The organism is Candidatus Tisiphia endosymbiont of Mystacides longicornis, assembly GCF_964031095.1.
Taxonomy (GTDB): Bacteria; Pseudomonadota; Alphaproteobacteria; order Rickettsiales; family Rickettsiaceae; genus Tisiphia.
In genome coordinates this window covers 312,112-326,208 of the sequence record NZ_OZ035004.1, presented here as the reverse complement: position 1 = coordinate 326,208, position 14,097 = coordinate 312,112, and the positions used below count along the sequence as shown (strand labels likewise).

The 14,097-nt window shown below is 32.0% G+C and carries 12 protein-coding genes and 1 pseudogene; 5 read left to right on the top strand and 8 right to left on the bottom strand.

All coding sequences use genetic code 11. The annotated features are described in order from the left end of the window. Window positions 1-127: 127 nt before the first annotated feature. The 4 genes from tolQ (at window position 128) to ACQH6S_RS01740 (ending at window position 3,324) form a co-directional block, all read left to right on the top strand. A complete protein-coding gene (tolQ, locus tag ACQH6S_RS01755) occupies window positions 128-853 on the top strand; it encodes a protein TolQ (protein WP_375333609.1) in 726 nt (241 codons plus the stop codon). Beyond that, on the top strand, window positions 853-1,287 hold the full coding sequence (gene tolR, locus ACQH6S_RS01750) for a protein TolR (RefSeq protein ID WP_094649070.1): 435 nt from the start codon (window positions 853-855) through the stop codon (window positions 1,285-1,287). Before tolQ ends, tolR begins: the two co-directional genes overlap by 1 nt. Continuing rightward, window positions 1,277-2,290, top strand: coding sequence for an energy transducer TonB (locus ACQH6S_RS01745; RefSeq protein WP_425360813.1), 1,014 nt, complete (start codon window positions 1,277-1,279; stop codon window positions 2,288-2,290). Before tolR ends, ACQH6S_RS01745 begins: the two co-directional genes overlap by 11 nt. 179 nt (window positions 2,291-2,469) lie before the next feature. Next, window positions 2,470-3,324 (top strand): Rpn family recombination-promoting nuclease/putative transposase, encoded by an 855-nt coding sequence (locus tag ACQH6S_RS01740; protein WP_341749307.1) that lies wholly within the window; start codon window positions 2,470-2,472, stop codon window positions 3,322-3,324. Between the two features lie 214 nt (window positions 3,325-3,538). Here the strand turns inward: ACQH6S_RS01740 and ACQH6S_RS01735 are convergent. From ACQH6S_RS01735 to ACQH6S_RS01715, 5 genes and pseudogenes are all read right to left on the bottom strand, one after another. Beyond that, window positions 3,539-3,724 (bottom strand): annotated as a pseudogene (locus ACQH6S_RS01735) (IS1634 family transposase); the annotation flags it as partial. 244 nt (window positions 3,725-3,968) lie between these two features. Next, window positions 3,969-4,766 (bottom strand): SPOR domain-containing protein, encoded by a 798-nt coding sequence (locus tag ACQH6S_RS01730; RefSeq protein WP_425360812.1) that lies wholly within the window; start codon window positions 4,764-4,766, stop codon window positions 3,969-3,971. 220 nt (window positions 4,767-4,986) lie between these two features. Continuing rightward, the gene (gene argS / locus ACQH6S_RS01725) at window positions 4,987-6,720 is read right to left on the bottom strand and encodes an arginine--tRNA ligase (protein WP_425360811.1); all 1,734 of its coding nucleotides are present in this window, start codon (window positions 6,718-6,720) and stop codon (window positions 4,987-4,989) included. A 3-nt stretch (window positions 6,721-6,723) separates the two neighbouring features. Further along, a complete protein-coding gene (locus tag ACQH6S_RS01720; protein WP_094649310.1) occupies window positions 6,724-7,875 on the bottom strand; it encodes a deoxyguanosinetriphosphate triphosphohydrolase in 1,152 nt (383 codons plus the stop codon). Window positions 7,876-8,336: 461 nt separating this feature from the next. Continuing rightward, on the bottom strand, window positions 8,337-9,383 hold the full coding sequence (locus tag ACQH6S_RS01715) for an IS110 family transposase (RefSeq protein ID WP_425360001.1): 1,047 nt from the start codon (window positions 9,381-9,383) through the stop codon (window positions 8,337-8,339). Window positions 9,384-9,972: 589 nt separating this feature from the next. Between ACQH6S_RS01715 and erpA the strand changes: the two genes are divergently transcribed. Further along, complete coding sequence (erpA, locus tag ACQH6S_RS01710; RefSeq protein ID WP_094649311.1) at window positions 9,973-10,305, top strand: iron-sulfur cluster insertion protein ErpA; 333 nt, start codon at window positions 9,973-9,975, stop codon at window positions 10,303-10,305. A 53-nt stretch (window positions 10,306-10,358) separates the two neighbouring features. Here erpA and ACQH6S_RS01705 read toward each other — a convergent pair whose 3' ends face one another. The 3 genes from ACQH6S_RS01705 to ACQH6S_RS01695 all read right to left on the bottom strand — a co-directional run bounded on the left by ACQH6S_RS01705 (window position 10,359) and on the right by ACQH6S_RS01695 (window position 13,893). Beyond that, window positions 10,359-10,799: a tetratricopeptide repeat protein gene (locus tag ACQH6S_RS01705; RefSeq protein ID WP_425364641.1), complete on the bottom strand. Its 441-nt coding sequence runs from the start codon at window positions 10,797-10,799 to the stop codon at window positions 10,359-10,361. Window positions 10,800-10,898: 99 nt separating this feature from the next. Continuing rightward, the gene (locus ACQH6S_RS01700) at window positions 10,899-12,020 is read right to left on the bottom strand and encodes an ISAs1 family transposase (protein ID WP_425364493.1); all 1,122 of its coding nucleotides are present in this window, start codon (window positions 12,018-12,020) and stop codon (window positions 10,899-10,901) included. An 85-nt stretch (window positions 12,021-12,105) separates the two neighbouring features. After that, window positions 12,106-13,893 carry a tetratricopeptide repeat protein gene (locus ACQH6S_RS01695; protein WP_425364640.1) on the bottom strand — a complete coding sequence of 596 codons (1,788 nt, stop codon included), beginning with the start codon at window positions 13,891-13,893 and terminating at the stop codon, window positions 12,106-12,108. Between the last annotated feature and the right edge of the window lie 204 nt (window positions 13,894-14,097).

The following is a 14,097-nucleotide window of genomic DNA, read 5'->3' as shown; positions in this document are numbered from 1 at the left end:
GAATATTAGCAATATTTGCTATATTATTAGCACTTAATTATATAAAGTTAAACAGTTTATTGTACCTATCAGGGATTTTGTATATAGTTATTCAAAATAACATTTTAAATAATATATAATGGCAACAATGAGCACAAATAACAATATTAATGATGTTGTAGAAATTACAGCACAAAGTGGTTCATCAATTTTTTCTCTGATATCGTCATCTGATATCATCGGAAAATCTGTTATGATAATTTTGGTAATTGCCTCAATCTGGGCATGGACTATTATTATAGATAAGATACTCCATTTAATTCAGGTAAGAAGGAAGATTGCAGTTTTTGAAGTTACTTTTTGGTCTGGAACAGTTTTAGACCAATTATATGAAACTACCAAAAGAACAATCAATAATCCTCTTGCTGCAGTTTTTGTAGCCGCGATGAATGAATGTAACCGTCAAAGTTCCAAAAACCTCACTGATGCACTTAAAATTAGTCATAAAGAGCGAATAATACAATCTATGTATTTGATCAGAAATCGTGAAATTGAAAGATTAGAACAAAATTTAGGTTTTTTGGCAACTGTTGCTTCTAGTACACCATTCATAGGATTGTTGGGTACTGTCTGGGGAATTATGCATAGTTTTCAGTCTATTGCAGCATCAAAAAACACCTCACTTGCTGTTGTCGCCCCTGGTATTGCAGAAGCTCTACTTGCAACGGCAATTGGCTTATTTGCGGCAATTCCGGCAGTGATTTTTTATAATTACCTTTCCTCGCAAATAATTAAGATTAACAACAAAATCGATGATTTTATTAATGAGCTTAGTTCTATATTATCAAGAGCTATAGATGAAGGAAAAATGTAATGGCAATACAATTACGCAACTTAGGTAATCAAAGAGCAAGGAGTAATTTAGTCAGCGAGATTAACGTTACACCACTCGTTGATGTTATGCTAGTATTGTTAATTATCTTTATGATAACCTCTCCAATGCTAGTATCAGGTATTAATGTTGATTTACCAGAAACAACTTCTAGCCCACTGTCAGGACAAGATGAGCCGTTAGTGATTAGTATTAACAATAAAGGAGAATTATATTTATTAGAATCTAAAATAGAAAGACAAAATTTGGCTAGCAAGCTAACTAATATTACAAAAGAAAAAAAAGATACTAGAATTTTTGTAAGAGGAGATAAAAATGTATCCTATGGTGAGGTAGTTAGTGTTGTAGCTGAAATCCATGCAGCTGGCTTTTCTAAAGTAGCACTAGTTTCAAATATTAAATATAATGAAAAATAATAATATTGTTTCTGTCTCTTTTATTTGCTCGGTAGTACTTCATTTACTAATAATTTATTTCTTTTTATTTGGTATACCATCATTGTTTAAAAAGCTTCCTGAAGAGCAAGTAATAGTTTTTGAAATGTTACCGATTAGTAATCAATCTAATGTACCCAATAAAACTAAACAGCCTGAAAAAGCTATAGAGAATCAAGATGCAAAAAAGGTAGAGCAAAGTAAACCTGACTATGTAGAAGAGAAAAAACCTGTAGAGAAGGCTGTTGAAGAAAAGAAATTGGTAGAAGACAAACCGGTAGAAGAGAAGAAGTCCATTGAAGAGAAGCCTATTATTGAGGAAAAAAAGCCTATAGAAAAGCCTATTATTGAAGAAGAAAAGCCTCTAGAAGAAAAACCTATTATCGAAAAAAAGAAGGCCATAGAAGAGAAGAAACCTACAGAAGTGAAAAAGCCTCTAGAAGAAAAACCTATTATCGAGAAAAAGAAGGCTATAGAAGAGAAGAAACCTACAGAAGTAAAGAAGCCAATTGAGAAAAAAAAGAAAATTCCTAATAAGAGCGACTTAGATTCTTTGCTTAAAAATTTAGAGCAATCATCTGAAGGCTCTAATGCAAAGTCAAATAAACAAGCAAGAGCCAAAGAAAATAAAGAAACTCAGGAATCGAAAGGTTCATACGATGACACGTTAGCTCTTTCTATCAGTGAAATATCTTTAATTAAGCAACAAATAGAGAGATTATGGAGTAAGCCTATTGGGATACAAAATCTTGAGCAGTTAAGGGTAATTTTGTATATTGCTTTAAATAAAGATGGTAGTGTTAAAGAAGTAAAAGTAAAAGAAACAATATGCCCAAATATAACGAAAACAGCTTGTGACGCTCTATCTGACAGTGCAATGAGAGCCGTATGGCAAGCAAGCCCTATTAATAATCTAGACCCTCAGCGTTACGATAGCTGGAAAGAATTTAATTTTCTTTTTAATCCAAGTAATAGCAATAACTAAAATAATTCTATATTAGAAAATGAAAAAAATAAGCCATATCGTAAAAATAATGAAAATAGCTATTAGTGGATCATAAAAATCTGTTATATTTATAGACATAACCGAGTTTGGAATAACTTGTTATATCGAATTCGGGTTGTATATATGTTCGCAGATTTCAGAAGAAGGAAGTAATTGATATGCAAAAATATTTAGACCCAACAAATGATAGTCTATTTAAGAAAATCTTTAGTGATCTGGAGAGGCTAAAAGAATTTCTTAATAGTATTCTTGATTTACCTGAAAAGCATAGAATTAAGGAAATCAACTTTCTTTCATTAGAACATTTACCTAGAATTCATCAAGGTAAGAGAAGTGTATTTGATTTGAAAGTTAAAGATGAGTCAGATCATTGGTACATTATCGAGATGCAGAAAAGAAATGAAACCGATTATTTAAAAAGATTACAATATTATTCTGCTCATTCATATGTTCAACAACTTACAGAAGGGGTGACTCACAATGATTTATTACCGATAGTAGTAATATCATTAATGAAATCAAAAATATTTGCTGAAGAAGTACCATATATAAGTTTTCATAAAACTATTGAGACCACAACTAAGAAACAGCAACACATATTTGATATATCGTATGTCTTTATAGAGCTTAAAAAATTTAAAGATATTAAGCAACCATTATTGAGTATTGCCGATGAGTGGTTACATCTATTTAAATATGCAACAAAAGAAAATACCCCCCCTGTAGGAATTAAAAGTAGTAAGGTATTAGAAGCTTACCATGTTATCGAGATGCATGGACTAACACCAGCAGAATACGACTTATATGTAAGATGCAAATTGCAGGAAGATGCGGAAGATATTGCTTTAGAAGAAAGCTTTAAAGAAGGCAAAGCTGAGGGTAAAGCTGAAGGTAAAGCTGAAGAAAAAATAACTACAGCAAAAGAAATGTTAATTGATAATCAACCAATAGAAAAAATAGTTAAATATACAAAACTAACCATTGAAGAAATAAAAAAATTAAAAGAAGAATAGCCTATAGTAAAGGAGTAGCTGCTAATAACTATAAAGCTAGGGACTACCTGCAATAACTAAAGTAATTCTATATTTGGCTCTTTTTGGCTGCGAATAAATATGATTTTGAGTCTATAATATACTTGCTTGTTAGGGATTAGAGCCAAGGTATTTTTAAAGCATAATTTAGGCGAGCGACGAGTGACGACGTCACCAACTTCTCATCAATTGACATAGCTTTAATCTTTACAATTAAATCCTCTGCTAATGCAACTAATTTGGCTTCTTCTGCATCATCGAAGAATACCCCTAAATGTCGGACAATACGTTGTTTGACATTACCTTTGCTATCTCGGTATCCTTCAACCACTTGTATTGATTGCCTTGGACTATTTGGTGTTTTTTTACGACGTATGTACATGTAGGTAACTGTAGAATTAATATGTAATAATATAGTTATAGCACAACAAATTGCCTGAAAAAATCATTTCCCAGTTCTATGGCTCCTCCATATCATCTCTTTCCATCTTTCAACATTTTCTTGCGGAAGTCGGGAAGAAGTATACGAATATGCTCTAAAAAAGCAGTCTGTTGATAATACATTTATAGATTGGATGATTGAGAAATATCACAAACCTTAATTTTTTCTTTGCTGATAAATTTTATCAACGATTGGTGATTATACAGCCTTGCTGATTATCAGAGAGTTTCTTGCATATAGCTTTAGCTTGGTTTATATTTTGGTAGTTACCTACTAAGACTAAATAGAAAAAACTCCCTTTATCAGATTGTATCTTTTTGATATTTATCACCGTATTATTAAGGATTTTCGCATATTTTTTTTTGATTCTCTCCCCTTCTTGGTTGGCTTCTGATTCAGATTTTACCGAAGCTATCTGGATTTTATACCCCCCTTGATTTGACTTATTTAATAACTGCGTATCATCGATCTTACGATGCGATTCAGTAACTTTTATTATATTTAGACCCACCTTATTTGAATTAGGCTGTTGTTCTATTAAACTCTCTGTTTGTACCGGTTCGTTTTTTATTATATTAGGTAAAATTACTTCCGTCCCATCTTCATTTTTACTTAGTTTGAGTTTCTTATGCTTAACCTGATCAGTTTCTATTATATCAAATAAGATTGTATCTATAGAATCAGTATCTTCATCACCTTGTACTGATTTTTGTTTAGTAATATTTAATGGCTTTTCCGGTTCAGGTTGCAACGTTATAGGTTTACTAATCTTTTTTTGTTGTAAATTCTCATAAATTATATTATTGGCATTTGGTATTACTATCCCCCCACTATCTTGTGGCTTAACTTTTGTCGGCGATTGATCATGGTAAATCGTCACTACCTGACCACCACTATCTTGATTATAATTAGTATACACTAAATATGTAATAGCACTAAGTATTGAGAGAAAAATAATAATTAGAAAAACACGATTAACCATATTTTTTATAAATAACTTTATCAGACAACGTATAGCTAACCCGATCAGCATTTAGCCATAATAAACTGGCGTCATTGCGAGGAGGTCATAAGACCGACGAAGCAATCCATATAATAAGCTTCATGGATTGCCACGTTCACGTACGTTCGCTCGCAATGACGTTTGTGAATTTGGTGTATACTCAAATCATTTGAGTATAATGCTAATCAGATTAGTTATACTACATTTTATTCATAGGCGTCACCCCTATAACATCAAAACCAACTTTTATAATTTTTTGAATAGATTTTGCTAAAGCAAGGCGGGCAACAGTCAACTCTATATTATCTTCAATTAAAAACCGATAATCATTATTTTCTTTGCCAAAATTCCATAAAGCATGGAATTTTGAAGCTAAATTAATCAAATAAAAAGCTATTCTATGTGGTTCAAAATATTTCGCTGATACTTCTAAAATTTTTGACCATGAAGCAAGCAGCTTAATTATTTCAATTTCCTCTTCAGTAGAAAGCAAAGATAAATCATACTCTTTTTCTAAGAACTTATTATATGCTTTTGGCATAGATTCTTTAGCTTTTTCCAGTATAGACATAGTCCTAACGTAAGCATATTGTACATAAAATACTGGATTATCCTTTGATTGTTCTTTTACTTTTGCTAGATCAAAGTCAAGAGTAATATCATTCTTACGGGTTAGCATTATAAATCTTATTATGTCCTTACCTACCTCGTTTGTTACATCTCGCACATTAGTAAAATTGCCGCTACGTTTTGACATTTTTACAGCAATACCATTTTCCACGAAGTTTACTAACTGGCAAATTTTAACATCAACTTTAATTTTTTCTCCACCAAGAGCCTTAACTATCGCCTCAATTCTTTTTACGTAACCACAATGATCTGCCCCTAGAACATAAACTAGATGATCAAATCCACGATCTATTTTATCCTTAGCATAAGCTAAATCAGAGGCAAAATATGACCAACTACCATCAGATTTTTTTATTGGTCTATCTTGATTATCGCCAAAAGCAGTAGATTTAAACAATCTCTGAGTTCTTGAGTCCCAAAGCTCATCTACATTACCTTTAGGAGGAGGTAACTGCCCATCATATATGAGTCCCATTTTAGTCAGTAACTGAACAACTTCCTCAATCTTGCCACTATCATGCAGTGATTTTTCTGAGAAAAATACTTCGTGTTCAACATCTAGCTCTTTTAAATCGTGCTTAATTATCACTAACATCTCTTCTATTGTAAAATCCTTAACGAGTTCATGGCGTTCGTTATCCGGCATTGTTAATAATTTATCCCCAAATTTCTCTACCAACTTTTGCCCAATATCTACCAAATATTCTCCAGGATAAAGCCCTGCTGGTATCACGATATCTTCTTTTGTTAATGCTTGCTTATAGCGTAACATAACTGAGTTAGCTAAGTCATCCACTTGGGAGCCGGCATCATTAAGGTAATATTCTTTGGTAACAATATAGCCAGTACTATCTAGAACCTTGGCTAAAGCATCACCATACACAGCTCCTCTAGCATGCCCAATATGTAGAGGACCAGTTGGATTTGCAGAGACGTATTCAATATTGACCTTTTGATTATTACCAAAATTAACCTTAAAAAACTCCTCTTTATCTAGCAATATGTCATTAATAGAGTTATGCCACATATCGGCTTTAATAGTAAAATTAATAAACCCTGGACCAGCAACTTCTATAGAGGCAATATATGGCAGGGATGTTAATATTTCCTTAAATCTAATGGCTAAGTCTTTAGGTTTAACATTTTGTTTTGCTGCAACAATCATAGCTATATTGCTTGAAAGATCACCATTGAACTTATCTTTAGGAATTTCAACAGCTGCCAATTGTAACACATCATCATTATCGCATATTTTTTTGCCTGCACTAATGATATCGTTACGTAATTTATTAAATATATTCATAAATTAAATATTATTAGAATTGAAGGAATAAATATCTTGATGCTCTTGAATAGCAAACCGGTCAGTCATGCCGGCTATATAATCTGCTACTATACCAGCTTTAGATTTTGTATTCCCTGGTATAATTAATTCTTTCCAACTAAATGGTAGTAAATCAATATTATCCATATATATCTTAAATAAATCTTGTACGATTCTTTGACACTTTAAAAGCATCGATGTCAATTTATTATGCTTATATACTTTATCATACAAGAATTGTTTAATTTTTACTATACGCTCTTTTGCTTCATCAGTAAAATCAACAAGCTGATAATCAAGATGGCGTATATCATCGGTTGTAATTATTTTCTGTTTCTGTAGATTATTATTTGTTTGTAGTAGTAAATCAGCAATTAAATCGCTGATTAATTTACGTACTACTTCATATATAAGCTGAGTTGTTGTTATATTTTTAAACTGAGACTTAATTTCAAAAGCATATTGATCAATAAATTTAATTTCCGTTAGATGATTAAAGTCAATAATCTTAGCACCAACACTATCTTCTAAATCATGGGAAATATAACTAATATCATCAGCTAACGAAGCAATTTGGGCTTCAGCTGAGGAGTAATGAGTTAAGTCAAGGTTATGTTGTGAATCATACTCTAATATATATTCAGGTATATTATTTATTAAAGGACCATTATGTTTGACAATTCCTTCTAGCACTTCCCATGTCAAATTTAATCCATCATAAGCTGCATATCTTTTCTCTACTTTAGTAAGAATCTTTAATGAATGAGCATTATGGGAGAATCCACCATAATCTTGCATACACTTATTTAGAGCTACCTCTCCTGCATGACCGAAAGGAGTATGTCCAAGATCATGGGCAAGACCTATAGTTTCTGCCAAATCACTTGACAAATTAAGGGTTTTGGCAATAGAACGGGCAACCGTAGAAACTTCAATTGAGTGAGTAAGACGATTTCGATAATGATCGCCTTCATGATTAATGAAAACCTGGGTTTTATATTGCAAACGCCTGAAAGCCTTTGAATGAATTATACGATCATGATCTCGTTCAAATTCATTTCTGTAAGCTGTAGGATATTCGTTAAACAATCTTCCCCTACTATTGCTGGGGTCTACTGCATATGAAGCAAGCATATATTAACTCCTAATATTATGTTCTAGATAACCTCTCTGTCATTGCGAGGAGCTACTTTAGTAGCAACGAAGCAATCCAAAAAGCAACAAGAGATTGCTTCGTCACCTTCGGTTCCTCGCAATGACGTTTTTACCCTGTCATATATGGACGAGTGAATTTGTCATATATGGACGAGTGAATTTGTCAAGAAAGAAAATAAAAAAATAGAGCCACAAAGGAAGCGGTCATATATTCGGCATCAAGTGCCATAATGGTTTCTGCATTCTTATAAATATCCTTGAGTGACCTCTCATTCCCACGGCTTCTAGAGCCTCGACATAATTACGGATTTTATTCAGAATACTTATTCATTAACTCTTTAACTTTCGTTCTCTTTATTGTTACTATTCTTTACTCACAATATTTATCAATTACCAATTTTTATTTAGTTGACATAGTTTCTTCTTTTTTTCCAACTAAACTAATTTGCAACATATTCGCTACCATTGGTGACTACTGCATAAGCAATCCTTGCTAACTTATTTGCTAAACCAACACATATAATATTATATGATTTATTTTCAGCAAATTTCTTCACTGCCCACTGCACTAGTTTATCTTTTGATTCCTTATCACTTTTTGCTCTTATTGCTATTGTCCTTGCGGCTTGAATCAACATAGTTCTGGCATATCTATCTCCTTGTTTGGTAATCCCTCCTAAAACTATCTTATCTCCTGAGCTATGTTGCTTTGGTACCAAACCAAGCGAAGCAGCAAAATCCCTCGGGGTTGGATAACTTTCCATTGGGGCTACACTCAAACAACTAGCATTGATTGCTCCAATGCCAAAAATTGTCTGCAACCTAGTAGCTTTCTCACTTTGCTTATTATTGCTGATAATCAGCTTTTCTAAAGTTTTTTCTTTGTCACATAAATCCTCAATTTCTTTACATTCTAAAAGTAAAATTGACCTTACCCCAGAATTTATATAACCTTTACTATACGCTAACTCTACCTCCAGCCTACATGATTTGCAAAATTTATTTTTACTTAATTTTGTATTATAGCCATATTCACATAAACTTGATATTGTAGAATTAGTTTTTTGCACACGATCTCTGATCGTATTACTTCTAATTTTATGCAAGAATTTTATATCTTGTTCCTCCTTGCTTTTTAGTAGCACAGTTTTTAATTCTGGATCACGAGCCGCTTTGCATATTGCTAACGCATCGTTATAATCATTTTTCTGTTTCGATGTAGCATAAACTTTTACATCTTTTGTTTTCATTAGTTTGACTTGCAAACCAAGCTTAGCAATTTCCTGTGACCAATAATTAGCTCCTCCACATGCCTCCATAGCTACCAATGAACTTTTATCGAGATTGCTTAAATAGGCTATTAACTCATCTCTTGTAACTTTTTGGTAACCTATTTTTTTGCCATTTTGATCGACTTGCACCAAGTGCATACTATTTTTTGCTAAATCTATTCCTATTATAGTATTTTTTATGCTATTATTTATCATGGTATGGACCTATTAATTAAATTATTATTTAATTTGGAGCAGCTGAAAACTATTTTTCAGCTGACTCCGTACAAGTAAAGCATATTTCGCTTCACTCGTCCATACCATCATTCCCGCGTAGGCGGGAATCTAGCCCCCTACCTACGCAGAGGTGACACAAAAATGGATTGCTTTGTTGTGCAGTTTCCGCACTTCTCGCAATGACTTTTGGGGTAGCTACTTTGTCCTTGCGAGAAGGCTTGAGCCGACGAAGCAATCCATAAATTGCCATTCCATCCCACTATTGTCATTCCCACTTCGGTGCGGAATCTAATATCCCTGCTTTCGTAGGGATGACAAAAGACAGGATCGCTTTGTCATGCGATGCTACTTCTTGCTAATATTAATGGCATAATGTTAACCGGATTAGCTATATAGTCAATTGATGAGAAGTTGGTGACGTCATCACTCGTCTCTCCTAGTCCCCAATTTTCCTGAATTGACTATAGTATAGAATCACCTACTAAGCTTTTCAAGGTTTTTAAATGAAGCTGTTGCAAAATTAGCTTTTTAGGATTATTTTAAGGGTCTTTAATAATATAATCATGTCATGTCAATAGAAATTACCGATAATGCTTTTAAAAGAGTGGGCGAGTTAATAAAATTGGAAGATAATCCCAATTTGGTTCTTAGAATAATTGTTGATGGTGGTGGGTGTTCTGGGTTTGTTTATAATTACGCCCTCGTGCCAAGTAATGACATAACAAAAGATGATTGTGTTATAGAGAAAGATAATACTAAAGTGGTTATTGATGCAATATCACAGCCATTCATGGCTGATTGTATAATAGATTTTATCGAAGAGTTAGGTAGTTCCTATTTTGAAATTAGAAATCCCAATGCAAAAACTAAGTGTGGATGTGGCAATTCTTTCTCTGTGTAATTCCCAATTACCTACATTGCGAATACATTCGGTGTAAACGACGAGTTCGGGATTTATTTTTCTTTTGCCCATAAATCCATATCATATTGTTTACAATACTCAAACATAGATAAAGTATTAGGGTGGTTTATGCCAAACTCCTTTATTTGCGGTTTACCAAAGAATTTATAACTATGCAAGTTTTTTGCTTTACATGACGCTTTAGCTCCTTGACTATATAAGTCACTAACTTGAGCCACATTTTTACGATTATCCCTATATAAATAATGATATATGCTATAAGCTTTATTATAGTACTCTATTGCTACTTTTACGTTATCTTGAGCAAATAAAATATCACCTTGGACTACATAGCTTGCTGCTAAATATGGATCTTCCGAATAATCTGCATCTTTGGGATTTCTACGTTCATCAGCTAAAAATATGGAGATAGCCTGGTTAATATGCTCTGAGGCTTGGTCTAGTTTACCCAGCCCTAATTCACTTTTTGCCATTGCAATAAAAGTATAACCAAATACTTCGTCATCTTCTTTTTTAAAGGATTTACACATGTCATATACTTGCTTGGCTATGCACGGCGACCTGATGAACAATTAGTTAAATTGTATTAAGGCATTAATAAAACGCTTTAAGTTATTTGATGACCAACCCATAGTAAGCATCATTTTTGGTTTGGTCTCTCTTTTGGTCTTTATTCTATTTAAAATATTCAATACAAACCTTCGGATAATAGCCATATTTGCAGGAGCATTGCCTTGACGTATGCTGCTCGCATCTTCATTAAATACCACATCGAGTACCCAATGCATAGATTCAATTCCCCAATGAGACCTTATGCTTTTTAACATCGCTTCAGCGGAATTATTAGAACTACTAATATAATAATTTACTGATTCTGATACTTTATTTTTTTCAACTACTTTTCTTTTTACTTGAATAACACAATTCAAACCAGCCCATTGCTCATAACCAAATATTTTTTTAACATCACGTATTACACAGCATTTTCTTTCTTCAACTCTACCATGTCCTTTATCATAAGTTTCTGCTACATCTGTTTCTAGAAACCTAGCTACATCTGACTCAAAGAACTTTTCAACCTCATTATACAATCCAGGATGATTCATCTTTAACCCTAAAATATAGTCAGCTTCTTTTTCTACAATCTGTTTGGCTATGTTTTTTTGACACCCCATGGCATCAATAGTAACTATTGCATTTTTAATATCTAAACATTCTATTGCTTCTGGAATAGCTGTGATTTCATTGTCTTTGCTATCAATTGCTTGACCAAATAAAGTGACCCCTGATTCAACTGCATAGACATTTAAAAAATGCAATGCTCTACTATCTTTACATTTTGAACCTCTAAGCGTCTTACCATCTATTGCATAATGTTTCTCGTTTAAATCATGATTAAAATATTTTATTAACACATTATTTAATTGCTTAGAATCACATCTAGTAATAAAACTTCTAATAGTACAATCACTAGGAGTGCCATTTTTAAAGGGTAAATATTCTCTTAAAGTATCAATATGAGCTTTACCAAATTCTTCAATTTCTTCCCAACTCTCTGCCCTTGCTGCAACCGCTACTACCGCTAAAAACAATAATTCTATTAACGGATAGGCTATTTTACTCTCTTGTCTATGTTCTTTAATATCGCAAAAATGTTCTGCAAAACTCTTGACAAATTCTTTTTCTTTTAACATCAATATCCCTAAAAATAATTATCTTATTTAGAGATTCTTACGTCATTTCTATACTTTTTGCAAAAACTTTATTATTACAATATCATTAACTTTTATTCATCAGACCGCCGTGCTTGGCTATGGCATATGCTTCTTGGTGCTTTTTAAGATAATTTAATATTTCTATTTTAGCATTATAAGAATTTATAAACCATGGGTCATCAGGACTTGTTCCATTTTTAATGGTTGTTTCTATACTTTTATTAACTTGTTCTAATGATTCAGTATATTTCCCTTGGACAAAGAATAGAAGTGCTTTAGCATCATGTATATAAAATATGTCACTTTCATCCATTAAGCCTTTATTAAAAAATTGTTCTATAATTTTAATGTTTTTTTCTGCTTCTTGAACCTGCCCTAATGCAATATTAGATGTTGCTAAGGTAAACAATACAATCCATTTAAAAGATTCATAACCTTCTACATTATCTAATATTTCTTTCGTTCTTGTACAATAATGTATTGCTGTTCTATAATTAGAACAAATTCTATAATACACACCTATTGCTCGTATGTAACTTGCATATGTGTATTTTTCATCATTACTCATTAACCATAATTTAAACTTACCAGTACCCTGTTGATCATTTTTATTAAACCAATTAACGAGTCTTTCTGTATTATGGTGATCGTAAGAGAGAAGATATGCTGATATTAGCTGTCTATTCAGCTGCATAATTTTATATATATTAACGTTATACTTCTCAGCATTCCTAGCAAGGATTTCAAAATTTTCATGCATAGTTTTTGCTTTTCTAAAAATTTGGGCTTTGATAATGCTCTTTGGTACGTAATTCATTAATTTAGTAACTATATCTTCTAAATAAGCTTTATTATTAATACTTCCATTAATCTCAGCCATTTTTTGAGCAATAACATCGTGCATTTCAAAGATCGGATTAGCTTCATGTGAGTCAATGTTAGATATTAAGGAAATTTTAGAGAGCTGATAAATATCATCATTCAATGTACTTTGATCATCCGTAATAAAACTTAGTAAGTCTTTTGAAAAACCTTGATTATTTATTAAGGCTATTTTATTTAGTAAATTTCTAGCACTTGGCTTTAATTCATTGATAGTTAACATAATGTTCAATTGAATTCTATCTGTTGATTGTTGAATTTTTTTCTTATACCCGGCTTTATCTAAACCTTTTACATTATTTAATAATTGTGCTCCTTGTACTATCATGATAGGATAACCAGCAAATTCTTTGCTCAAGAATTCTACTACCTTTGGATCATTATTTTCTAAAATATTGTTAGCAAGAATACTAACGTCACTTTTTGTAAAGGCAGTCATTTGGACTATATTCGGTAATATTTCACTATCTTGGGAACAAAATATAACATGTCCATTATTTTCCCACTCAACAAACTCTTGAACTTTCTTATTTTGACCTACCTTTAGATTATCAAATATCAGTAACCATTTATCTTGGTTTGATAAATAATTCATTAGTTCTTTTCGGACTAATCTTATATCTTCTGATATTAGATTAGATTTAGCAGTACTATTAATAACTTTTGCTAGCTTTAGTAGTTCTTGATTAATATCTAAATTACAGTCAATAAACCAAATAAGCTGATAGTTATTTTGATTTTCATAACAATACATTCTAGCAAGTTGGGTTTTTCCCATGCCACTAGTTCCTACTATGCTTGTTTGTCGATATTTAATTAAGTTATTTGTAAGCAAAGCTAGTTGTTTGACATGATCGACAAAATAAGTAACTGGTACAACAAAATTAAATATCTGGTTAGCCATTTGTTGTTGAGCTAATGAGTTAAGAGGCATTATTAATAATATTAATAGTATCAAATATTTATTCATTGTATTTTGTTAATAAAAGGTTTTAGAAAAACTAGATTGTTAAGATTAACATGATTATGATTTGTTTTGCAATCAAAATTATTTGTAATATAGTAAATTAATTATAAAAACCGTCGGAAAGAACGAATCTTTTAAGGTTAGTTATGTAATCTTACCTTGTTTTAAACTAATATTTTTAAATCTATAATTATTATCAAACAACTA